This window comes from Arthrobacter sp. NtRootA1 (genome assembly GCF_019976975.1).
GTDB lineage: Bacteria > Actinomycetota > Actinomycetes > Actinomycetales > Micrococcaceae > Arthrobacter > Arthrobacter aromaticivorans.
Window position 1 is genome coordinate 2,067,514 of the sequence record NZ_AP024630.1, and the last position, 22,778, is coordinate 2,090,291.

Here is a 22,778-nt window from a genome sequence, read left to right on the forward strand (position 1 = left end):
TATATCCGGCTGGTTCAAGGGGGAATTTGGGCAGGAAGGAGCGCGCGGCAGGGTTCGCCAGCTCACGGAAGTGACTGGACCAGGCCGCTACTGAGGGCGGGAACCTAGGGGATCAGCGCTTTGTGTTTCACGACGCGTTCCCTTCAGCGAAGGAGGCCTTCATTTCATGGACCAGGTCCGGGGAACTAAACAGTTGTACTGCTGTCATGGCCAGGACCAAAGCACCGTCCAGAACGGCCCGATCTCCCTGTGAGCTGCCCGCAAGAGCCGAAGCTTCCCGGCTGTGGAGACCAATGCCCGCCTCCAGCTCGATGACGGGGTGTATTGACGGTATGAACTGGCTGACGTTTCCCATGTCAGTCGACCCAGGCAAAACTTCAGTGAGGGGCGGCTCGGGCGTCCGGCCCACTCGAACGAAGTTTGACTCGACCAAACGGGCAAGGACTGCATTCGGCTTCATGGCGGCATACGGCGGCGCCGACGATGTGATCTCGACTGTTGCTCCCGTGGCCAAGGCGGCTCCCTTGGCGCAGTTGGTCACCCGGGGAACGAGGTTTTCCATGAGGAGTTTCGTGTCCGGGGCTCGGACGAATGCGCGGATGGAAGCAGTTTCGGGAATGATGTTGGGCACATCACCACCATGGGTGACGATCGCGTGCACCCGGACATCCGAGGGCAATTGTTGACGCAGCAAACCTATGGCTGTGAGAGTCAGCACGGATGCGTCAAGAGCGTTAATACCTTTTTCCGGGCTTACAGCTGCGTGTGCGGCCTTGCCGCGGAAGTTGAAGTCCAGCATGGAACGGGCCAGCGTGGTCATGGCAGACAACGTGTAGCCCTCCGGATGGATCAACATCGCAGCATCGATACCGTCCAAGCACTGACTGTCCAGGAGCAGGGCTTTTCCACCTCCGCCCTCCTCGCCGGGGCTACCGATGACGACTATCCGGCCTGTCCATTCCGGGTTTTGAGTCAACCAGTCCTTCGTGAGTAACGCTGCGCCAATGCTGGCTGCGGCGACTATGTTGTGACCGCAACCGTGCCCGATCTCTTCCAAGGCGTCGTACTCACAGAAGAACGCCAACGTGGGGCCCCCTTCACCGGTTGTGTACTCTGCACGAAAGGCCGTCGGCAGGTCAGCCAGGCTCTGCGTGACCAGGAAGCCCTCTGAGTTGAGCTTGTCCACCAAGAGTTTCGAGGCAAAGTACTCCTCAAACCTCGTCTCAGGATGCGCGTGAATAGCATGGCTTATGTCCAGCAGGACATCCCCGATTTCCTCGAGTTCAGCACGCAGAAGGCTTTCGTCGTTGTGTCCGAAGCGTGGTAGGACCCCGTGGACGTTGGATGCGTTGATCATGCGATTGCTCGATTCTCGTGCGACGTTGGCTCCGTGATTCCAGGATCAATGGAAAATTCGGGGGTTCCAGGTACGGCCCTGAGCAGCGACTGAGTGTAAGAATGCTGAGGGCTACTGAATAGCTCCGACGTGCGGCCATGTTCCACCACTTGGCCTTGGTACATGACGGCCACCTCATCGCTGACCTGCCGAACCACCGCGAGATTGTGGGAAATAAAGATCATTGTCAGGTTCAGATCCCGCCGCAGGTTTGCGATCAGACTGAGTATCTCGGCTTGGACTGATACGTCGAGGGCTGATGTAATTTCATCCGCGATCACTACGGTGGGCTCGGGAATCAGGCCACGTGCAATGGCCACGCGTTGCCGTTGCCCACCGGAAAATTCATGGGGGTACCGGTACATAGCTTCCGCGGGAATCTTGACTCGCTCCAGCCATTCGGCGATGACGCCGCGGTGCTTTTTCACGTTTGCATGGCGGGGGTCCAAGGCTTCGGCCAGGGCTTCACCGATGGTGTGCCGTGGGTTGAGGGAGGAGAAGGGATCTTGCGGAATCATCTGCAGTACCTTCCTCCTGAGTTTCAGGCGTTCAGCGCCACGCACGGACGAGACATTCACGCCGTCGATCATCACAGTCCCGCGGGTTGGCGTGAGAGTCCCAACCAAGGTCTTGGCGAGCGTTGATTTGCCTGATCCTGACTCGCCTACGACGCCCACCGTGCACCCAGCGGGAACGTTTAGGGAGACCCCGTGAAGGACTTGGACCGAGTTCCGTCCCCAGCCATATTTCACATCGAGGTCCTTGATTTGGATGACATCCTGGGCTTCAGACATGGAGCACTCCCTCGGTAGAGTCTGTAGAGACTGGGACGGCGCGCTGGCGTACAGGCAATGGATCGCTCATGTCCGGCGTTGCAGCCAACAGGGCCTTGGTGTATTCATGCTGAACCTGTACCTCGGTGAGGTTGGAGGCATCGATTGTTTCTACGATCTCGCCGCGATACATGACGAGAACCCGGTCGCAGAGGGCTCGAACGACACCTATGTCGTGGGAAATGAACATCATGGAGGTCTTGTAATCCCTGTTGATGCGTTTGAGCTCCCGGAGAATGTCGGCCTGCACAGTGACGTCCAGGGCCGTGGTGGGTTCGTCAGCGATGATCAATCGGGGTTCATTCGACAGAGCGGCGGCGATCATTGCCCGCTGCCGCATGCCACCTGACAGCTCATGGGGGTGCTGTTTCATCCGCAGCTCAGGCTGAGTCATTCTGACCATGCGGAGTGATTCAAGAATTCGCTGGCGGGCCTTCGCCTTTGTCCAGTTCTTGTGCGTTGTCAGTACCTCGGTGAGTTGCGTCCCCATGCGCAGGGAGGGGTTGAATGTTGAGCCTGGGTCTTGGTAGACCAGCGCAACAGTCTCAGCCATGCGACGTGCGGGCACTGCACCAAGGAGGTCCAGACCATCAACAGTCAACTTCGACGCCTGCGAGGAGAGGCCGTCCGGGAGTAGTCTTGCCAGTGCCATGGCTGTCAACGTTTTGCCTGAGCCGCTTTCACCCACGATTCCGAGAATCTCGCCCTCTTTGATTCCCAGGGAAACCCCCTTCACCAATGGCACCCCTCCTGCGGAGATCTGAAGGTCTTTAATCGTGGCCACGTAACTTCTGTCGTCGTCCTGCTGTAGGACACTTCCGCTGGGAACGGTCAGTGCAGGTGCACGCTTGGTAGAGGACCGCGGATTAGCCATGGCGGCAAGGCCGTCGCCGATGAGTATCGCTGCGATGCCTGTGATGATGATCAGAGAGGCCGGACCCACCATTTGATAAGGGCGGCCCGCCAGAAGCGAAGGGAGCGCTTCATTGAGGAGCTTGCCCCAGTCATACGCTGGTGACTGCACGCCCAAGCCTACGAACGAAAGTGCGGAGATTGCGGTGAGCGACTGTGCAAACGTCGATGCGGAAAGAACCAGTAGGGGCTCGGCCATGTTCGGCAGCATGTGCTTCAGCACGATGCGGGTGTTCTTGACTCCGAGCAGGCGGGCGGTGGTGATGTAGTCCTGCTGGGACACCTTGGCCGCCAGGTTGCCGGTGAGGCGCGCGAAGTACGGGATGCCGGCAATGCCGATTGCCACGACGGCGGAGGAGCCTCCTGCCCCCAGGACCGCGGCTACGACGAGTGCCAAAAGCAGGGCCGGAAAGGCCACCATGCCATCGATCACTCTCAGGCACACCTCCCTGGTTCTGCCTCTCATGAGCCAGACGCCGGTACCCAGCAGCACGCCTGCCACGACCGCGATCGCTGTGGCGCCGATCGTCATGAGCAGCGTCAGCCGGGTTGCGACCAGACTGCGGAGCAGCATGTCGTGTCCGGCGGTGTCGGTTCCAAGCCAGTGGTCTGCCGATGGCCCTTGGCGTGCTCCGGATTCTTCCGCGGCACTTCCGAAGGCGATAGGCGCGATGGCGGCGATTACGACTATGGCCAGGAAGAGCAGCAGGCCGGAAACCAGCCCTGCGTTCCATGTAGTGCGTCTGCTACGCGTTTGCATGGCTACCTCCAAGATTTCGGGAGTCAATGAGGCCAAGCACGACGTCCACCAGCAAATTGATCGCTGCGGCGATCATGCCGATGACGATGACCATGCCTTGAATGACCGGATAGTCGCGGTCAAGAATTGCTTTGATGATTCCCGTGCCAAGACCCGGGAGTGCGAACACGGACTCGATAACAATGGCTCCGCCTATCATTCCGCTGAAGATCAGTCCGCTCAGCGTGAGCGTCGTGGTCAGCAAGTTGGGAAGCGCCCACTTCACGTACTGCTTGGATGCCGGAAGTCGCCATCCTCGCGCTGTCCGCATGTAGTCGTTTTCCAGGACGACTGCAGTTTCGCGCCTCACCACTCTGGACACGGTGCAAATCGGGCCTATGACGAGTGCGGCCACCGGGAGCACGAAAGATTCAGCCACCATTCTGGTGGAGTATGCGGGTGGAAGCATCGGGAAAATTCCAATGCCCAAAGCGAAGAGAATCACAAGGAAGGTAGCCACAATGTATCCCGGGATGGAATCCAGGAAGCCCGTGATGACACCGAACCCGGTATCCAACCAGCTTCGCTTGCCGGACCGGGTAAGCAGTCCAACCATCATGCCCAGCGGGACGGCGATCAACAGGACTGTGACAATGCCTGCGACTGCAATGGTTGCTGTGAAGGGCAAACGGCTCAAAATGACGGTGGACACAGGCTGGCGGTATATGAATGATGTTCCCAGATCACCGGACAACACTTGGCCGATGTAGGTCATGAACTGCTGACCGAGGGGAAGATCGAGGCCCAGTTCCTGACGAACCCGCTCAACGTCGGCAAGGTCGGCGTTGGCACCGGCGATGGCGAATGCCGGATCGCCAGGAATGAGTTGGACGATCAGGAAAGACACCACCACCAAAGCCAGGAATGTGACGATGAGGCTCGCTCCGCGCCGGATGGCGAATGACAGCCAAGGATGCATTGCCCTGGACGGTCTCCGCACAGCGTTGGGTGGTGGAAATGCTTCGAGGACAACGGCCTCTGAAGTCTGCACCCCCCGGTTTGTGAATTCAGTCATCTCTAAGCTGCTTTCAAACTGGGACGGAACTGCTATTTATTGATCCGGATCGTGGCGGGGTCCATGTACTCGCCAAACTGGCGAATGCTGAATCCTTTGGCAGCGACGGTGACGAAAGGCAGCGTGGCCAGGGGGACGGCGTCGACACGCTCCAGGAAGGAAGCCTGCGCCTTCTTGAACGCGGCGCATTGTTCGTCCGCATCAACGGCGTTCATGCCTGCAGTGAGGGCCGCGTAACCTTCGTCGTTGACGGCACCGGTTTTGTTGCGACCGCCCGACTCAGCAGGTGGACCCATCACCCGGAGCAGAGAAGAAGGCAGGGTGCCCATCAGGTTGTTGTCGCCTTGGACGTTGATATCCCACTCCGTGCCGCCCTTGCCCGTCAGCGCGGACCATGCACCGTTATCCAGTGACTTAACATCCACGTCGGCCCCTGCTTTGCGGAGGGCTTCGGCTACGTACTCGTTTCCTTCCGTCAGGAAGGTAGTGCCCACAATGCGGATCTTGACTCCGGCCAGAACCTTGGCTGCGGCCGCAGGGTCAAGAGGCGTGATCAGGGAGGTGTCCGTGTTGACGCACTTGATGTTTTCCGATCCGACAGACAGGATCGGCTTTCCCCTCGAGTCGCTGATGATATCGCTGAACGCCTTCGGGTCGATCGTCTGGGCGACTGCCTTTCGAAGGTCGGGTTTGTCAGCAAAAGCGGTGCCCGGGCGTTCGTTGAAAAGTATGTACGTAGTGTTGTTCGCGGCGCTTTGCTGGGTGAATCCATCGTTGTCCTTAAAACGGGCAACGTTTTCGTCGGCTACACCTCCGATGTCCAAGCTTCCAGCGAGTAACTGGGTGGCGATTGTGGAGTACTCGCTAATCGGTGTGAAGACCAGGTTTTTGGCCGGAGTGCCCTCCAAAGGTTTGCTGAACGTGGGCCATGCGCTGTAGTCGTCCCGGAGCGCGAACTCGTACTTGACGGCCGGCTGGGCAGACTTCAGGGTGTAGGGCCCAGAGAAGGCGCCCTGCACCGTACCAGCGGACAAGCCCTTGAGGTCAGTGAGACCGGCCGGACAAACGATGGCTGATTGAGGCAGAGCCAGTCCCGTGAGGAAGTCAGACCAACCGGCTGACAACGTCACCTTGACGGTGCCTGAGGCGTCGTCCGCGGCGAAGGTGGGTTTGGCGGCTCCAAATGCGAGGGACCGGCCGGATGAGCCGGTCTCCGGCGATGCGAATCGGCCGAGGGAAGCCGCCACCACGGTCGGGGTGATGGGTGTTCCATCTGAACACTTCGCATCGCCCCGGATCTGGAGCGAGTAGTTGGACGCATCGATGGCTTCCCACTTGCTGGCCAGCCCCCCGACCAACGCTCCACCGTCGTCCTTGCGAAGGAGAGTGTCGAAAAGCAGCGGAGCGACTGTGTAGTCATCCGCACCTCGTGCGAGCGTGGGGTCAAAGGATGAGGGATCGGTGGTGAGAGACATATTCACGGTGTCCGTCGTGGCCGATGCGTCGCTGTTGGCGCCGCCACTGCAGCCGGAAATTACGAAGGCGGCCGCGGTAACGGCGGCGACTGAAAAATACGCGCGGTGGTGCATTCGATCTCTCCTAGATGGGGTACTTAAGCCGAGGCCCAAGGAATGTGCTTTCAAGCCTAGGTGAGCCGCCACGTAAGGGGTGTTTTATGTCACACACGTGCAAGATATTGCTATTAATGGCTATATCGGCGCATGATCCTGTTCATGGCGGACGCTCTGGATTTCCAAATTATTCACGCACTGCAGATCCACCCTCGAGTTTCCTGGGCCCAGCTCAGCAAGGTGCTGGCGGTGGATGCTTCCACGATCTCCCGGCGGTGGAGCACTTTGATTTCCGAACGACGGGCATGGATGACGTGCTATGACAGTGGTGCGCCGAAGACGCGCAATGGTGGTGTCTCCGCGCTCGTAGAGATTCGCTGCGTGTCCGGCCGTCGCAGTGAGGTTATCGAGGAGCTGGCAGACAAGCCCCCAATCTTCAGTGTCAACTGCACGTCTGGATCGCGGGATTTGTTCGTGCTGATCTCGACTCCCAGTCTTGTCGAGACAGATCTCTACGTTGATGAGCACATAGCGTCAATCCCAGGGATAATTGCCACCCAGACCCACTACCTGCGCAAGGTGTTCTTCGAAGGTTCAAGCTGGCGCCTTCAGGCGCTTAGCCCTGCCCAGGTGAAGGCCCTCGAGAATTTGAGGCCCCCGGCGAAGAACGTGGAACGCAAAGCGTCCTACCAGGAGATTATTAGGGCCCTGCGTACCGATGCCCGACGAACAGCGGCCGAGGTCCAAGCCGAGACGGGCAGGTCAATTGCTGTTGTAGCGCGGGACATTGACGCGGTGCTTTCCGCCGACTGGGTTCGTTGGCAGGTGGATTTCGCGCAGCAGTTGATGGGTTGGTCTGCGGCGGCTGTGTTGTGGCTGAACGTCAACAGGACAGACCAAGACCGGGTGGTGGACTCCCTGACAAGATTGAATCAGGCCAGGTTCTGCGCCTTGGTGACAGGGCAGGCAAACCTGGCCGTCCTTCTGTGGCTTCATGACCTGGAAGAGTTGGACAACATCGAGCACCGGATTACATCTGCGTATCCTCATATTGAAATCCATGACCGCTGGATTGTTCCCAGGATCGCGAAGAGGTTGGGGCATATTCTCGACGTCGACAGCAGTCACCGGAGGTTTGTGCCATTGGATGGAAACGAGAACGTTCTGGAGATTTGATCGGGAAAGAAACGGCCTGTGACTCAGAAGCTAAGTGGAGCACAGCTGCGTGTGCGTGGAACAAATGAGCAAAGAGAGAGTGTGGACAATGTCCACACTTATCGCCCCGGACCGGATCGTACAGCCGCCGGACTGGCCAGGATTCCGCTTGTTTCCGCGGGATCCCAGTGATAGCAAGGCCTGGAATCGCGTTCGAGTCCCACCTCGGGCACGGCATAACCCCTCGTCAGAGGGGTTTTTGCTTTTAAGTGTGTACAAAGCTTGACAAGTGCCTCTGCCTCATCGTCCCGGCTGGTGCCTGGCCGCCGGGTGCGGCCTGTTCGGTTTGGGTGTGGGAGCGGGCTCAGCGTCTTGGCTGGTGGGCGCTCCGCTTGCTGGGATCTGCGGTCAATTTGTGTCCTTTCCTGGGTGTTCCGGCGGCCCCTGTTGGCCGCTCAACACTTCATGGATTCTGGTTGTGGTGTCGACATGATTTGGAGGAGATTGCCTCGGGATTTGTTTGGTGTCTTGAGTGCGCGTCGGTGCCCGAGTCTGTCCGGTGGGCAGTTATGTCCTGCCAAACGGTGTGCACATTTTGTGCACACTTATATCGGTTTATAGTTTTCATGGTGTCCGCCCTGCCTTTGGGTACTTCGGGCTCACACCTTCATGGGCACGGACAAGCGCTCACGACATGAGCTGCGGCCGCTACTTCTGCTGCGCGGACTGGTCATGACTGCTGCGGGTCATTGGTCCTGCAGGCGTCGGCGACGCGCCTATGGCTTTCAGGGCCATAGTTTTGGGACGCATGTTTCGGATTCAGTCACGTGCGAGCGCATTCCCCCCCGGGGGGTACAGACACGCAGTGCCGTCGAGGGCCAGAGGTGTGAAGCGAAAGGCAGCCCAGGTGGCAGGCGTGCTGCCACCTGCGGCGAGTACTGCTCGCAGCGCCACCTGTTGTCAGTATGCCGACGTAGTCAAAGAGATCGAAGGGCAGGGGACAGGGGTTTCTTTGAGAGTCGTTTTACAGTAGCGGATTGCAAGGGTTCAAAGCTCCCGGCTTTAGTAAGCTAGCGTGTTTTAATGTTGCTCCGCTATTAGGACACCGGGCATGGTTGCTACAACTGCCTTGTAGATGAGGACTATGAACAGGACGGTCTGCCAACAGCTTGGCAATCACCAGGTGACTCCGTGAACAGATCCCTAAACTCGAACTCAAACTATCAGCCGTCATCGGTTGCCATTCGGAAGCGAAGGTAGGACCTGACACCACTCTCACTAACACCATGATCGACGAATCGGATATGACTGCGCTCAACGAGGATACGAACCTTCGAAATCTCGCTCACTGCACGCAACGAACAAGTTGCAGCCGTGGCACGAGTCAACAGCCACCGGTTGACACAACTCGAGGGAGCCCGCCATGGCCAAGCCTGAGCACCATTTCATCCTCAGTGATGAAGACCTCATCAAAGTAAAAGATGCAGCCCGAGTTGTTGAGGAGCTTGAAGCAGCCCGCCCCGCGGAGATGGCCGAATTCTTCTACGCGGGCCATTACTGGGATCTGTGGGACTCCCTCCGCGACGTGCTGGAAATGCTTGACCTTGGAATTACGCCCGAACACGGCGACGGCTCGAACAAGCCATGACTGACTCCAGCTAGCGCCAATGCGAAATGGATCATCGTTTACCAGAGCACTTGTCCACGTCCCGAGCGCACAATGCTACGAGCCTGTCTCAAAAGCGGTAAACAGACTGTGGCACGTATGAACGAGTGCTGCTCGGCGGCACGATGTCGTATTGTCGAGCAGCTGAGCCAATTACCTCGGCTTTAGGTCCACAATTGGACCAGCAGGCGCCGGGGATGCCATAGGCTGACGTCTGAGGCTGATAGGCCGATAAGCACCTATTTGTCGCGCTGACCTCATAGCGTCAGGCTTGGATTCAAGAGCTTCTCCACCCGCTGTCCAGAAAGCCCCGCCTCCGGCCCTAATCTTGGCGAGCTTTCCGCCCCTGTCTGACGTCCGGTTGGAGTGTAGCCAGCTCCCATGTATTACGGGTTTAGCCGTGGGACTTTGCGGTCGTTCACCTCCCATGTGGGAACTTACCGCCACATCCACAGCATCTCGACCAGGACAACGAACCTCGTGCGGCGGCTGGCCCTCGCTGCGGGTCGGATGCCCACATGAATGCCATCTTGTCCTGGGGAAACTGCCAGCCTCAGTCGCACCTCATCGAGCTATGGTGCCGGGAGGAAGTCAGGCGTAGCGTCGATTTTAGCGACGAAGGACGAAGGCTTGAGCGGGACTCGAAGGTTCTCCGTTGGCACCCAACTGACCAGCCGTTGAAGGGACTGCACGTGGCTGGATGGAATGCCGATACATTGGCAGGTACGCCCGGATCCGGAGCCGTTACCTTGGTGGAGGGTTCGTCCTTCTGTATCTCTTCTCCGAATGGGGACATGGATCCGGCACTTCCGCACGGATTGTTTGTCCATGACACGCGGATCATCTCCTGCTGGAATCTCACGATTAACGGATTGGCTCTTGAGCCTCTGGCAGCGGGGGGAAAGGAACCCTATAGGGCCCAGTTTATTTGCCGTGTCCCTCGAACCGACGGCCATGCGGACAGCTCTCTGATTGTCGAACGACTGCGGGAGGTGAGTGAGGGAATGTTGGAGCAGATCACAGTGCGCAACTATTCGTCGGAGCCGTTCCATTGTGTCATTCGGTTTAGCGTAGAAGCGGATTTTGCTGATCTTTTCGAGGTTAAGGAGGCGCGGATTCAGCACCGCTGGGACAAAACCCACCAAGCGAACGAAAATTCACTTCAAATTCGGGCGGCTTGGGAAGAGGTCCGCAGGGGCGTTGACCTTAATACCGCCGGTGCTGTCGTCGAGCCTCGGAGTGTGACTTATCAGGCGGTCGTTTCACCGCGCGATTCCTGGACCACTGGACTGACCGTTGTCCCCGCAGTTGAGGGAAGGGAGTCAATACCGTTCAGAGGATCGGATGAAAAGGGCTTATCCCCCCAGGATCGCCGCCGACAGGAGTGGGTAGCCAAGATCCCGGCAATGCGTATGGGCAACAGTTCTGTTGAACGCACTTTACAGCGGAGCTATGACGATCTGGGCGCTCTGAGGATTGAAGATCCTGATCAACCGGAGCGGGTTGTTGTGGCGGCTGGCGCCCCTTGGTTCATGACGCTGTTTGGACGTGACTCGTTGTGGGCTTCTGAGATGGCGCTTCCTGTGGACCCCTCTCTCGCCCTTGGCACTTTGCAGACCCTTGCCGATCGCCAGGGCAAGGCTGTAGACCCGCTGACGGAGGAAGAACCTGGAAAGATTCTTCACGAAGTCAGGCTCGGTGTCTCAAGTGGATTGTCATTGGGTGGTAAATCCGTTTACTACGGCAGTGTGGACGCCACGCCCCTCTTCGTGAACACCATTGGGGCGCTTAGTCGTTGGGGCTTTGCCTCCGATACGGTAGCTGCCCTGCTGCCGCATGCGGATCGCGCGCTGTCCTGGATTCGCGATTACGGTGACAAAGACGGTGACGGCTTTGTTGAATATGAGCGCCTTAACGAGCGGGGACTGATCAATCAGGGCTGGAAGGACTCGTGGGACGGCATCAACTTCGCCGATGGGACTCTCGCGGAACCTCCCATAGCACTGTGCGAAGTCCAAGCCTACGTCTATATCGCATATCTTTCGCGTGCTTGGATGGCTTACGACGCCGGCGATGACTCTCTGGGGTCCGAGTTGGCGGAAAAGGCTGCGCGACTCAAGAAGCAGTTCAACGAACAGTTCTGGATGCCGGATCGCGGCTATTACGCGATTGCGCTGGATGCAAAGAAGCGGCAGGTTGACGCTTGCGCATCGAACATGGGCCACTGCCTGTGGATGGGGATCGTGGATAAGGATAAGGCGCCCCTCGTTGTCGACCGTCTGATGTCGCCAGAAATGTTCAGTGGCTGGGGGGTACGGACTTTGGCGAGTGACATGGGGGCCTTCAACCCGGCGAGTTACCACAATGGTTCCGTGTGGCCGCACGACAACGCGATCATAGCCACCGGCCTCGTGCGATATGGATTCGTGGCCGAGGCACAGCGTATAGCCGTAGCTCTGTTTGAGGCGGCTGAGTATTCGGATGGCCGTCTTCCGGAGCTGTTCTGCGGATTCGGTCGGGATGAATTTCCGCAGCCCATACCTTATCCCGCCGCTTGTTCGCCCCAGGCGTGGGCTGCCACGACGCCGATACACCTGGTCATGAGCCTGCTGCGCTACGACGCCCATGTTTCCCGAGGGGGCTTGTGGATGGACCCGGCTATTCCGGAGTCATTTGGCGATCTGCACATCATCAACGCACCGACGGGCAGAGGTCCCATCACTATTGACGTCATCGGTTCCCAGGCTACCGTTCAAGGCCTGCCTGAGGGTCTGACGTTTCGACAGGGCCATCGACCCTGGATGACGGAACTGGTCGAACAGGCCCGTCTTTTCGGGGAAGGTCAGCCACGAGGAGCAAGCTAGGGATTACGGGGCAGCTGGCTGGCGATCGCAGTAGCTGGGGCCTTTACCGGCGAAGCGCTGGTCGTTGTTGTGCAGCGCTTGGTGGGTAGGAAAGCCATGCTTGGTAGGCCAGCCAAAGGGCAGCGAAGTCTGCAGAGGTAGAGGTGTCCCGCCCCGTTGTCTCTTTTATTTTGGCAAGCCTGTAAGACAGTGTCTGTCGATGGATGCCCAGCTCAGCGGCAGTTTCGTTCCAGCGGCGGTCATTCTTCAGGAAGCTAAAGAGGGTCTCCCTTAGGGCCGTCGTTTTCGGGTCCAGGTCTGCAAGGCTTCCGAGTACCTGCCGGACAATACTGTCTGCTTCTTTCCTGGATCTTGCCAGAAGCGATACAGGTACGCCGGTGAAGTCGACCCAGTTGTCGTTCGTCCCGCCGGAGGACAGGACTTTGTGTGCTTCCTCGGCTGCGACTTTTGCATCTCGGATGTCCAGGTATGTCGAGGATGCTGCGGCGCGGATCCCGAGATCTTCGAGAAGTTTGCGTATATCCGGAAGGGCCGGTTCCGGCACCATTAGGAAATAGGAGTGCCGCCCTGTTCCCGCGAGTACAGGCAGGGCAGCAATCGAGACTGCCCTCGCTGTTTTCGGACCGTCTTCGGTCTTGATGGCTATTAGTTTGTATCCCTCCGCCATCGCATTCGGTTTGAGGACGTCGTCGATATTCTCAGGTATCCGTCCTTCCAGAATCGCCTCAAGCATGACCTTAGAGCGATCGGCCCTTTCCCGGATTGTGGTCAAAAGTTGACTTACGGCTACGTCAACGACCTGCAGGATGTGAATGAGCAGGAAGCTGCTGACCTCTTCCCCGGGGAATTCTGCAACTACTAACTTCACGCCACGCTCACCAGGAAGTGTATAAGAGCGTTGCCGTGCCGTTGATGTCAGCGTGGGCAATGGTGGTCCTTGTATGATCGTCAATCCGGTCTGGGTGTCAAGTACGGTGAGCCTGGACCTAAAGAGTGCCTGCAGGTCGTCCATCAGGCGTTCTGGGTCCGCATGGGCATAGGTCGAGAGCTGGTAGAGCTTGCTCAGCTTGAGGACCTGGAGTGTCTGGGTGGTGGCCGTGGCGGCTGCAACCGTGCGCCCTATCGCGGCAAACGGTGTTTCCTCGTTTGTCAGCAGGACCGGGAATCCTAATCTGTCGGCCTCGTCGAGGAGTTCTTGTGTCAACGGGGGCAGGCTGGGGTGGTCACCTAGTGCGACGCCTGCCAGCCCGGATTCATTGAGTCTTTGAATGAAGGTGCTCTGCTCCTTGGCACCATGCGGGACGCAGAGCCCGACGGTCATCAGCAATTCATGCGGACCGAGCCACCTTGCCGGGTCGTTAAGTTCGCAGCTATGCGCCCAGAGAACCTGGCGTTCCAAGCCGGCGGCTCCGGCCAGTACGCGGGTGCCCAAGCTTTGAGTGCTAACGAGATCGTTGACGGTCAACACTGACTGTTCCATGCAAAAACCTTACTGCAACACTAATAAGCATCAAATTTCTTACGTCTGTACCATACTTCTCTTGCGTTGCGGTTACTAGTGTGAGTCACACAATAAATAGAATCGTCAAAGGAGATGGCTCCGACATGTCACCAGATACTGCACCTTTCTCCATGCAGCGGACCGCAGTATGGCGAATCGGTGGCCAAGCGCGAACGGCTTTGGTCCACACGATGAACGTTGCATCATGAGCACCCTTCGTCAGGGTTCCCGCATCGCGGTTTTGGGAGCTGGACTTGCAGGCTTGGCAGCTGCTACGCAGCTAAGAGCCGATGGCTTCGATGTGACCGTTCTTGAGGCCAGGGACAGGTCCGGGGGGCGCGTCTGGTCAGAATCAATCACGGCCGGGCGCGAAGAACCCTGCGTTATCGAACGGGGCGCCGAGTTCGTATTGCATGGTTACACGACGATGCGGCGCCTGCTTGATTTGACCGGCTTGTCCCTGGTTGACACCGGCATGAGCTACTACGTTCGTGCTCTGGCGGACACCCCCGACATCAGCACGCAAGACGTGGTAGAAGCAGGCCGAGCAGCTGCCGCCATCGCCCGAACCTACCCCTCACCACCATCCGCAGAAAAGGTCCTGCAACGTTTGGACTGCGATGATCGGCTCGTGGATGCACTTCGCGCTCGTATCGAAATCTCCACCGCTGTCGCGGCAGATCACGTCAGCGCTGACACTCTTGAGCACATTGCATCCTTCGAGCCGCGTCCGAGTTGGAGGATCAGCGGCGGAAACCAGGAGCTTCCTAAAGCCTTGGCTGCCCGTCTCGGCGACTCGGTGCACTACCGGGAAACCATTCACGCGGTTACAGACCTCGGCGAAGAAGTCCTCGTGGAAACATCGGCAGGCAGCGCGACTTTCGACGCCGCCGTCGTAGCGCTCCCATTGTCCATCGCGCGGGACCAAGCGACTCTTGCCCTGTCGGTTCCGGAATGGAAGACCAGCGCACTGAACCGGGTACTGCAAGGGGATGCGGCCAAGCTTCACCTCCCGCTGCGATCCGTCCCGGCAACGAGCGCGGTGATGTCAACGAACGGCCGCTTCTGGACATGGACTGCGCAGGACAATACCGGTTCGGTCACTCCTGTGCTCAATTCCTTTATGGGCTCTCCCGGCGCTTTGGACCGGGCACAAGGCGACGGGGATTTCAACGCGTGGATAACCCATGCACGGCACATTCGCCCGGAACTGGACTTCAGTGAGAGTGACGCCGTCGCCACGGTTTGGCGCAACGATCCTCTCGCCCGCGGCGCTTATGCAGCTTTCGCCCCAGGCGGAGGAAGAACTGATTCGGAAGAACTGGAACGCCCGGTAGGCAACCTCCTCTTCGCCGGCGAGTACGCTGATCCTGACTTCACCGGCCTGATGGAAGGCGCACTCCGCAGCGGCGAACGAGCGGCGGTCAGGATCAGGAATGCTGTCCAGGGTCTCAAAATTGAGGCGGCCAGCGCATGAACGCGGCCGTAGCAACTACAGACGATATCCAGTGGCCCGAGCAGGTGCCTATAAGCCCGGAGCGCGTCCTCTCCGGTGCCCCTTCGGCAAGCACTCTGGTCCTGTACGGCGACCCTGGCACGGAAGCCGGCCTTTGGAAGGTCACTCCTGGTGAATTCACCACCAAGCTGACTGGCTACAGAGAGTTCATTCACATCGTTGACGGCCAGGGTCAACCTATCGATGACCAAGGGCACGAAACCAACCTGCGGGCGGGGACAATTGTGGCTCTCCCTGAAGGCTGGGCGGGCCGCTGGAGCGTGCAAACAGAGCTCGTCAAGTCCTACTCGATCGTCCGGGCACAGTAGAGCCGCCGGCAGCGCCCCAACCACTCTTTGCCTATACCAATGAACAATGTAAGGAACCACTCATGAATGCCAATCTCGAATTCGCTCGAGTTAGCAACACCTTCTTCCATAACGGAGAGTACATCCCCGTATCGCAGGGCCGCGATGTCGTGGACCCTTCCAACAATAGAGTCATTGGCCAAATGGCTGAGGTCGGCCACGACGACATTGAAGCCGTCGTTGCTACCGCCAACGCTGCGCAGAAGGCATGGTACGCCTATACGGCACTGGATCGTGCCGAGATGCTGCACAAAGTGGCAGCGGAGATGAAGAAGCTCGCACCCGAAATTGCTGAACTGCTGACCCGTGAAACGGGCAAGCCGTATAAGGAAAGCTCTGACGAAATGGCTTGGTCGGGTTCTGCAGTGGACTATTACGCAGAACTCGGTCGGCACTCGATTGGTTCGGTTCTGGGCACCTCTGTTGTCGGCCAGACCCACTACACCTTGAAGGAGCCCATGGGCACGGTGGTGAGCATCCTTCCTGCGAACTTCCCCATTCTGTTGCTGATGTGGTCCGCGGCAGCTGCCTTGGCAGCGGGCAACTCTGTGATCGTCAAACCCTCGGAAAACGCCTCCCTGACGACTCTTTCCTTCATGCGGGTCTTCCGGAACCTGCCTACTGGGTTGGTCCAGTGTGTCTCCGGTGGTGCCGACACGGCGAAGCAGCTCGTCTCCCACAAGAACACCCACATGATTGCCTTCACCGGAAGTGTAGCGACCGGCCAGGCTGTTTCACGGGCCTGTGCTGAGCACTTCAAGCCGCATCTGATTGAAGCTTCGGGCAGTGATGCTTTCCTGGTTATGCCGTCTGCCCCTATTGACGTGGCAGCCCGCGCGGCTACCTTTGCGTCCTTCTTCAACGCCGGCCAGGTGTGCACCTCTGCCGAGAAGATCCTTGTCCATGAGGACGTTTACGACCAGTTCATGGAAACGTTTGTCGCTAACGTGAAGCGGTTGCGGATCGGCCACGGCCTCGACAAGGTCGATTTCGGCCCGATGGAAAACGCACGTGAGGTTGCCCGCGTAGAGCAGCTGGTCGCCCGGGCCGTTGAGCAAGGCGCCGCCGTCACCATCGGCGGAAACAGGTTGAACCTCGGCGGGGAGCTGCAGGACGGGTTCTTCTACGCGCCCACAGTGCTGGAGGGCCTGCGCCCGGACATGGACATCTTCACCACCGAGGTGTTCGGACCCGTTGCTCCGGTCTATAAGGTCTCAAGCTTCGAAGAGGCCTTGAAGATCGCCAACGACTCGCCTTTCGGTCTCGGCGCTACCTTATACTCCAAGGACATCGAAGAGATCACCCGAGCCACCAACGAAATCGTTAGCGGCATGGTGTGGGTCAACGCGCCGATCCTCGACAACGATGCAGGACCCTTCGGTGGCCGCAAAATGTCCGGCATTGGCCGCCAGCTGGGCGCCGAAGGGCTCGACACCTTCCGTCACACAAAACTCGTCATGATCGATCCGGCAGCTTCCAGCCACGACTTCTGGTGGTTCCCCTATAAGGACAAGGAAGCCTGGCATGGTGCACAGGGCAGCGAAGAAGCTGCCGTCCAGAACTCCCACAGCTACGTAGCCGCTGGAGCCTGACCCCGCAACAAGTGAGGTCATCGGACGACAACAAGTTTTCAAACTTGTTGACAGGACTGGATGGATGACCTTCCAGGTGCAACGGTGCTGGTGAATCCAGAACCTCCTGCCGCCGTGTCTTGACTGGAATTCCTATTCAGAACACGGCGGCAGTACTTTCCCCACGGCTGCCCGGACTGGTTCAACACCGGGACGTTTATCCCCTTTCCCAAAGGAAGAATCCCATGATCTCCACGATCAACCCGGCTACGGGCAAACAACTTCAAACGTTCGATACGCACTCATACTTCCAGATCGACGGGATCCTTACTGCCGCCTTTGACGCGCAGAAGGCCTGGCGGCTGGTGCCCGTTGAGGATCGCGTACAGATCCTCCGGAACACAGCCAAGATCCTGCGTGAAAACGTCAACGAATACGCGCACCTGATCACGCTGGAGATGGGCAAGCCTATTTCCGAGGCTCGGGCCGAGATTGAAAAGTCCGCCGTCGCCGCGGACTTCTACGCCCAAAACGCCGTCAGCTTCTTGGATTTCGAAAGCATAGACGCCGACGTCAAGGAAAGCGGTGTGGTCTACGAGCCGCTGGGCGTCGTGCTGGCCATCATGCCATGGAACTATCCTTTCTGGCAGTTCTTCCGCTTCGCGCTCCCGGCGCTAGTGGCCGGGAACGGCGCGATCCTCAAGCATGCGAACAACGTGCCCCGTTCAGCGTTGGCCGTACAGGACATTCTCGACAAGGCGGGTTTGGCCCCTGGTCTTTGTGCCACGGTCCTGATCGAACCAGAGAAGGTCGCTGCTATTATCGCTGACGACAGGATCGCCGCGGTCGCGCTCACCGGTTCCACTCAAGTCGGCGCCATCGTCGCTTCCCAGGCCGGAGCGGCCCTCAAGAAACAGGTCCTGGAGCTCGGTGGGTCCGATCCGTTCATCGTTTTATCCGATGCGGATATCAAGGACGCCGCACGGACCGCTGTTAGGGCCCGCTTCACCAACGCGGGACAGGCATGCATCAACGCCAAACGCTTCATCGTCGATGAAGAGATCGCCGACGAGTTCGTTGCCGAGTTCGTGATCCAGACTCGGGAACTTATCCTTGGCGATCCGTTGGACCCTGCCACCGACATGGGACCCATGGCCCGAGAAAACCTGCGCGCCACACTTCACGATCAGGTCCAGCGCACCATGGAGGCAGGAGGACGGCTTCTGCTGGGTGGAGAACTGCCTGAGGGCCCCGGGTATTTTTACCCGCCAACGATCATCGACCGGGTCATTCCGGGGCACGCCGCCTTTGACGAAGAGACCTTTGGCCCGGTAGCTGCTATCACCCGCGTCTCGTCCACCGAAGAAGCAATCGCCCTGGCCAACCAGACCGAGTTCGGACTGGCCGCTTCCTTGTGGACCCGAGACACGGACAGAGCAAAGGCAGTCGTGCGCCGACTGGATGCCGGAGCGGTTTTCGTCAACGGAATGGTGGTCTCTGACCCGCGTCTTCCTTTTGGTGGCATCAAGAAATCGGGGTATGGACGCGAACTCGGCCGCCAAGGCATCCGCGAATTCACCAACATGAAGACCGTCTGGATCGGCCCTGACACGACCGGGACGAAGGGGAAGAAATGGGCACAGTGAACCGCCCGTTGGTCAACGAGATCTCCGACTGGACGGACCTCAGCCCGGGTCAACCGGTTCAAGTGGATAACGGTGATGGCCAAGTCTCCCGTGCACTCGTGGATACGCTTTTTGAGGAGGGAAGCATTATCTGGCTCCGCAACGAACCGGGGTCGCGGTCGCTGCACCTGCGAGACGATCCCTTGACCCTCTACGCAATCTGATTGTCCGAACCTGCAGCGCCGGCCTTGGAACGGCCGGCGCTGCAGCGGTTTAAACGCCTCTTCACAGCAGCAGGCTCGGGCAGAGACGAGAGATGCCCCGCTCCCTAAGGGGCGGGGCATCTGTTGCGACGACCTCAATTTTCTTGAGCCGTCGCTGTTCGTCGTGGGCTTGCGCAGGGTTCATGTGGGTGAGCTTTGTTGCGAGCTTCGCCTGCCGACGACGAATCCCTTCTGGTTTACTGTCCGTTCCGAGTTGTTCGTGCGGCTATGTCCACGACATTGACGAGGAGCATGGCCCGGGTCATGGGACCAACACCACCGGGATTCGGTGAGTACCAGCTGGCGACCGCTTCGGCGCCCGTCTCGACATCACCTTGCAGCCTGGACTTACCGGTGGCCCCGTCAACGCTCCGAGACACTCCCACGTCCAGAACAATCGCTCCTGGCTTGAGCTGGGGGGTCTTGACGATAGCGGGCACGCCCGCTGCGGCAATGACAACATCCGCGCGGGCGATCAGTCTGCCCAAGTCAGTTGAGCCCGTATGTGCCAAGGTCACAGTGGCGTTGATGGCACGACGTGTCAGCAACAGGCCCAAGGGCCGTCCGACAGTTACGCCGCGCCCGATCACGAGCACTTCCATCCCGGTCAGGGCAATGTTGTACCGTTCGAGCAGCTCGACAATGGCGCTCGGTGTGCAGGGGAGGGGTGAATCGATGGTTTCTCCGACGTTCAGTACGAGTCGGCCCAGGTTGGTTGGGTGCAGCCCGTCGGCGTCTTTGTTGGGGGCGATCTTTTCCAGGACGGCGTTCTGGTCGATGTGTGCCGGCAAGGGAAGCTGGACGATATACCCGGTGGTGGCAGGGTCCTCATTGAGCTCTAACAGGACTGCTTCGAGGTCTTCTTGTGAAATGTCGGCAGGAAGATCCCGGCGGATGGATTCGATCCCGACCTCAGCGCAATCGCGATGCTTTCCGGCTACGTAGGAGTGGCTTGCCGGGTCGTCTCCGACCAGAACGGTGCCTAGCCCGACAGCGATGCCGGCGTCTTTGAGCGCAGCGACGCATCCGGCCAGTTCTGCCTTGATGCTTGCTGCGGTTGCTTTGCCGTCGAGAAGGCGGCCCGTGCCGCGCGGGGCAACGGATGTTTCACGTTCCATCAGATTCTCTGACAATGGTCAGTCCTTTCGTGTGGCTCATAGGGCTCCGCTGTCCGGGCCCTTGAAGGGGGAGTCCGCAGCTCCCTGAGGGGAACTGCGGACTGCCTCGGGTGTCAGCCGCGCAGACGTTCACCCTTGGGGTCATAGAACGGACGGCGCGAGACGGTGGCCGGGTACAGTCGGCCTTTGCATTGGACTTCGAATGAACCGGTAAGGTCCGTTTCGGGGTCGATTGCTGCAATGCCTACCGCACGGCCAAGTGTGTGGCCGTAGCTTCCGCTGGTCATCCGGCCGACGGGGATGTTGTTGCAATAGACGGTTTCGTCGTGAACAAAGACCGGTTCGGGATCGTCGATGGCAAGATACACGGTGCGATGCTCGGGTGTGGCGGGGTCGAGTTTCAGCAGCGCCTCTTTGCCAACGAAGCCGCCGGGTTTATCCAGGGCAACGGTGAAGCGAAGACCGGCCGAGTAGGGATCGTCAATGGGGCCGATGTCGTGTCCAAGGTGCCTGAATCCCTTTTCGCTTCGGAGCGAATCGAGGGCGTGGTATCCGGCCAGACGGATGCCCAAGTCCTGGCCGGCGTCCCAGAGGGCATCGAAAATGTTCACTGCAAGATCAGCACTGGGGTACAGCTCGTAGCCGAGTTCACCTACGAAGCTGACCCGCAGGCTGTAGGCGTAGCCGTCGGCAATTTCAACGGTCCGGCCATGGGTGTATCCTTGGGCGTCGTCGGACCAGTCCTCCGGTGAAATCCGGGAAAGCAGTTCCCGGCTTTTCGGTCCCATGACTCCGATCGTGGCCAGGCCTGCTGTGCAGTCGAACACCGAGGCGGCCCGGCCCTTGGCCAGTCGCTTCAGATAGGCAAGGGTCTTTTGCTGTGTAAAGGAGGGAGTGACAACGAGAAAGCGTTCCTCTTCGAGGCGCGTGATGGTGCCGTCGAGCTCGATTCCTGCAGCGTCGTTGAGGAACAGGGTGTAGACCGCCTTGTTCACCTCAACGTCGACGTCGGCGGTAGAGGCTTGCTGGCATACAGCCAGCGCGTCAGGCCCGGCCACCTCGAATTTTGCGAAGGGGCTCAGGTCAAAGAGCACGACTCCTTCGCGGGCGGCTTTGTGTTCCTCCGCGACGCGGGAGAACCAGCCAGGGCGGCCGTAGCTATAGTCGTAGGCTGGATACGTGCCGGGGTCTCCGTACCAGTTGGCGCGTTCCCCACCGTTGACCTCGCCAAAGCATGCTCCGAGTTCGGCCAGCCTGGAGTGCAGGGGAGTGCGGCGTACGTTCCTAGCTGTGTCCATTTGAAGGTTTGGCCAGTGCATGGCATAGAGCCGACCAAGCCCTTCCTTGGTGCGGGCTTTGAGGTACCTACGGCTATTCTGGTGCCGGGAAAACCGCTGCACGTCTACGCTGGATGAATCGAAACGGGGCGTCCCTGAGATAATCCACTCTGCGAGTTCCTTGCCTACGCCGGGGGCATAAATGATGCCTTGGGAATTGAAACCGGCTGCGACATACAGATTCGATACCTCAGCGGTCTCTCCGAGGGCGAAATTTGCATCGGGGGTGAAACTCTCGGGAGCGTTGAGAAAGCGGTCATAGCCAGCTGTCGCCAGGGCGGGCACCGTGGTTTCAGCCCTCGCCCGGATGGGAGCGAAGTGGTTCCAGTTGGCGTCGAATTCGGCAAAGCCTGCTGTGGAGATATCCTCGACCGGGCGGGGTAGCCCGTCGGGTTCAAAAGCACCTACCAGCAGCCGGCCTTGTTCATGGCGCAAATAGTAGCTGCTGTCCAGGTCCCGGAATACCGGCAGCTGCGGCGCTGCTCCATCGATCTGCCCGGTCCTGACGTGTACATGCTCGGCTGCGTACAGCGGCACGTGAACGCCAGCTGTTGCGGCCAAATCCCGGGTCCACAAGCCACAGGCGAGGACCACACGATCACAGTGGACGGCGCCCTGGTCAGTGAGGACGCCAACAATCTTGTTGTTCTCACGCAGGATCTTCTCGACCGTGACACTCTCACGGATCTGGGCGCCCAACTGATGGGCAAGCTTGGCGAAGGCTATGGTGGCGTAGCCCGGGTTGATGTGTCCGTCATCCGGCAGCAGAAGCGCACCCAGGACGCCTGCGTGGCTGGCCAACGGCCACACCTCATGGAAACGGTCTTCTGTGAGCCACTCCGTGCGGACGCCTTGCTGTTCAGCTACGTCCTTGGCGTAGAGGAGTTCATCGACGCGGCCGGGCGTGCGGGCGACGCTGAGGGAACCGGACCGTTGGAAGGACACGTCAATCCCGGACATCTGCTCCAACTGGGTGTAAAACTCCAAGCCGTACTTTGAGAGCTTGGTCATTGTGGATGATCCTCGGGCGCCGGTTACGAGGCCTGCCGCGTGCCAGGAGGTGCCGCTGCCGAGAACATTGCCTTCAAGTAAGAGAATGTCGCTCTCGCCCGCAGCAGCCAGGTGGTAGGCGATGCTGCTTCCTACAATCCCACCTCCCACGATGACGGTCCGGACCCGGGGCGGAAGCGGATCGCGGGAGGTCTCGGTGAAGGCTTTGGCGCTGATGGAGCGGTCGACGAGGCGGTCCATAGGAATTCTCACTTCTGTTTGATCGGTGCACCGCGAGG

Annotated in this window: 16 protein-coding genes; 8 read left to right on the forward strand and 8 right to left on the reverse strand. The window is 59.1% G+C overall.

Annotation, left to right across the window (positions count from 1 at the left end; genetic code table 11):
• Positions 1–127 precede the first annotated feature (127 nt).
• From LDN90_RS09445 to LDN90_RS09465, 5 genes are read right to left on the reverse strand one after another with little or no spacing between them, the layout of a single operon-like run.
• Positions 128–1,357 (reverse strand): M20 family metallopeptidase, encoded by a 1,230-nt coding sequence (locus LDN90_RS09445; protein WP_223948807.1) that lies wholly within the window; start codon positions 1,355–1,357, stop codon positions 128–130.
• A complete protein-coding gene (locus LDN90_RS09450) occupies positions 1,354–2,190 on the reverse strand; it encodes an ATP-binding cassette domain-containing protein (RefSeq protein WP_223948808.1) in 837 nt (278 codons plus the stop codon). The genes LDN90_RS09445 and LDN90_RS09450 overlap by 4 nt, the downstream gene beginning before the upstream one ends.
• Positions 2,183–3,901 (reverse strand): dipeptide/oligopeptide/nickel ABC transporter permease/ATP-binding protein, encoded by a 1,719-nt coding sequence (locus tag LDN90_RS09455; protein WP_223948809.1) that lies wholly within the window; start codon positions 3,899–3,901, stop codon positions 2,183–2,185. Before LDN90_RS09455 ends, LDN90_RS09450 begins: the two co-directional genes overlap by 8 nt.
• Positions 3,888–4,955 carry an ABC transporter permease gene (locus LDN90_RS09460; protein WP_223948810.1) on the reverse strand — a complete coding sequence of 356 codons (1,068 nt, stop codon included), beginning with the start codon at positions 4,953–4,955 and terminating at the stop codon, positions 3,888–3,890. The genes LDN90_RS09455 and LDN90_RS09460 overlap by 14 nt, the downstream gene beginning before the upstream one ends.
• A gap of 32 nt (positions 4,956–4,987) precedes the next feature.
• Positions 4,988–6,544: an ABC transporter substrate-binding protein gene (locus tag LDN90_RS09465; RefSeq protein WP_223948811.1), complete on the reverse strand. Its 1,557-nt coding sequence runs from the start codon at positions 6,542–6,544 to the stop codon at positions 4,988–4,990.
• Positions 6,545–6,688: 144 nt separating this feature from the next.
• Here LDN90_RS09465 and LDN90_RS09470 point away from each other — a divergent pair, with 144 nt between their 5' ends.
• The 3 genes from LDN90_RS09470 to LDN90_RS09480 all read left to right on the forward strand — a co-directional run bounded on the left by LDN90_RS09470 (position 6,689) and on the right by LDN90_RS09480 (position 12,211).
• Complete coding sequence (locus tag LDN90_RS09470) at positions 6,689–7,702, forward strand: Lrp/AsnC family transcriptional regulator (RefSeq protein WP_223948812.1); 1,014 nt, start codon at positions 6,689–6,691, stop codon at positions 7,700–7,702.
• 1,402 nt (positions 7,703–9,104) lie between these two features.
• Entirely contained in the window at positions 9,105–9,329 is a 225-nt protein-coding gene (locus LDN90_RS09475; protein WP_223948813.1) for a hypothetical protein, read from the forward strand.
• A gap of 710 nt (positions 9,330–10,039) precedes the next feature.
• Positions 10,040–12,211 (forward strand): glycogen debranching N-terminal domain-containing protein, encoded by a 2,172-nt coding sequence (locus tag LDN90_RS09480; RefSeq protein WP_223948814.1) that lies wholly within the window; start codon positions 10,040–10,042, stop codon positions 12,209–12,211.
• Positions 12,212–12,254: 43 nt separating this feature from the next.
• Here LDN90_RS09480 and pmfR read toward each other — a convergent pair whose 3' ends face one another.
• On the reverse strand, positions 12,255–13,691 hold the full coding sequence (gene pmfR, locus LDN90_RS09485; protein ID WP_223948815.1) for a transcciptional activator PmfR: 1,437 nt from the start codon (positions 13,689–13,691) through the stop codon (positions 12,255–12,257).
• A gap of 226 nt (positions 13,692–13,917) precedes the next feature.
• On the opposite strand from pmfR, the gene LDN90_RS09495 reads away from it, so the two are divergent.
• The 5 genes from LDN90_RS09495 to LDN90_RS09515 all read left to right on the forward strand — a co-directional run bounded on the left by LDN90_RS09495 (position 13,918) and on the right by LDN90_RS09515 (position 18,995).
• Positions 13,918–15,189, forward strand: a complete 1,272-nt coding sequence (locus tag LDN90_RS09495) for an NAD(P)/FAD-dependent oxidoreductase (protein ID WP_275963989.1) — start codon at positions 13,918–13,920, stop codon at positions 15,187–15,189.
• Positions 15,186–15,536, forward strand: a complete 351-nt coding sequence (locus LDN90_RS09500) for a cupin domain-containing protein (protein WP_223948816.1) — start codon at positions 15,186–15,188, stop codon at positions 15,534–15,536. Before LDN90_RS09495 ends, LDN90_RS09500 begins: the two co-directional genes overlap by 4 nt.
• Positions 15,537–15,598: 62 nt before the next feature.
• Positions 15,599–17,167 (forward strand): aldehyde dehydrogenase family protein, encoded by a 1,569-nt coding sequence (locus LDN90_RS09505; RefSeq protein ID WP_223948817.1) that lies wholly within the window; start codon positions 15,599–15,601, stop codon positions 17,165–17,167.
• A 224-nt stretch (positions 17,168–17,391) separates the two neighbouring features.
• Positions 17,392–18,792, forward strand: coding sequence for an NAD-dependent succinate-semialdehyde dehydrogenase (locus LDN90_RS09510; RefSeq protein WP_223948818.1), 1,401 nt, complete (start codon positions 17,392–17,394; stop codon positions 18,790–18,792).
• Positions 18,780–18,995 carry a hypothetical protein gene (locus LDN90_RS09515; protein WP_223948819.1) on the forward strand — a complete coding sequence of 72 codons (216 nt, stop codon included), beginning with the start codon at positions 18,780–18,782 and terminating at the stop codon, positions 18,993–18,995. Before LDN90_RS09510 ends, LDN90_RS09515 begins: the two co-directional genes overlap by 13 nt.
• 236 nt (positions 18,996–19,231) lie before the next feature.
• On the opposite strand, the gene LDN90_RS09520 is transcribed toward LDN90_RS09515, so the two are convergent.
• A complete protein-coding gene (locus LDN90_RS09520) occupies positions 19,232–20,152 on the reverse strand; it encodes a bifunctional methylenetetrahydrofolate dehydrogenase/methenyltetrahydrofolate cyclohydrolase (RefSeq protein WP_223949271.1) in 921 nt (306 codons plus the stop codon).
• Between the two features lie 113 nt (positions 20,153–20,265).
• Positions 20,266–22,740, reverse strand: coding sequence for an FAD-dependent oxidoreductase (locus LDN90_RS09525; RefSeq protein ID WP_223948820.1), 2,475 nt, complete (start codon positions 22,738–22,740; stop codon positions 20,266–20,268).
• Between the last annotated feature and the right edge of the window lie 38 nt (positions 22,741–22,778).

Coding starts and splice junctions, on each gene's coding strand:
- LDN90_RS09465 (WP_223948811.1), bottom strand. CDS start 6,544: ATGCACCACCGCGCGTATTTTTCAGTCGCCGCCGTTACCGCGGCCGCC.
- LDN90_RS09525 (WP_223948820.1), bottom strand. CDS start 22,740: ATGGACCGCCTCGTCGACCGCTCCATCAGCGCCAAAGCCTTCACCGAG.
- LDN90_RS09450 (WP_223948808.1), bottom strand. CDS start 2,190: ATGTCTGAAGCCCAGGATGTCATCCAAATCAAGGACCTCGATGTGAAA.
- LDN90_RS09475 (WP_223948813.1), top strand. CDS start 9,105: ATGGCCAAGCCTGAGCACCATTTCATCCTCAGTGATGAAGACCTCATC.
- LDN90_RS09470 (WP_223948812.1), top strand. CDS start 6,689: ATGGCGGACGCTCTGGATTTCCAAATTATTCACGCACTGCAGATCCAC.
- LDN90_RS09460 (WP_223948810.1), bottom strand. CDS start 4,955: ATGACTGAATTCACAAACCGGGGGGTGCAGACTTCAGAGGCCGTTGTC.
- LDN90_RS09510 (WP_223948818.1), top strand. CDS start 17,392: ATGATCTCCACGATCAACCCGGCTACGGGCAAACAACTTCAAACGTTC.
- LDN90_RS09495 (WP_275963989.1), top strand. CDS start 13,918: ATGAGCACCCTTCGTCAGGGTTCCCGCATCGCGGTTTTGGGAGCTGGA.
- pmfR (WP_223948815.1), bottom strand. CDS start 13,691: ATGGAACAGTCAGTGTTGACCGTCAACGATCTCGTTAGCACTCAAAGC.
- LDN90_RS09455 (WP_223948809.1), bottom strand. CDS start 3,901: ATGCAAACGCGTAGCAGACGCACTACATGGAACGCAGGGCTGGTTTCC.
- LDN90_RS09445 (WP_223948807.1), bottom strand. CDS start 1,357: ATGATCAACGCATCCAACGTCCACGGGGTCCTACCACGCTTCGGACAC.
- LDN90_RS09515 (WP_223948819.1), top strand. CDS start 18,780: ATGGGCACAGTGAACCGCCCGTTGGTCAACGAGATCTCCGACTGGACG.
- LDN90_RS09505 (WP_223948817.1), top strand. CDS start 15,599: ATGAATGCCAATCTCGAATTCGCTCGAGTTAGCAACACCTTCTTCCAT.
- LDN90_RS09520 (WP_223949271.1), bottom strand. CDS start 20,152: ATGGAACGTGAAACATCCGTTGCCCCGCGCGGCACGGGCCGCCTTCTC.
- LDN90_RS09500 (WP_223948816.1), top strand. CDS start 15,186: ATGAACGCGGCCGTAGCAACTACAGACGATATCCAGTGGCCCGAGCAG.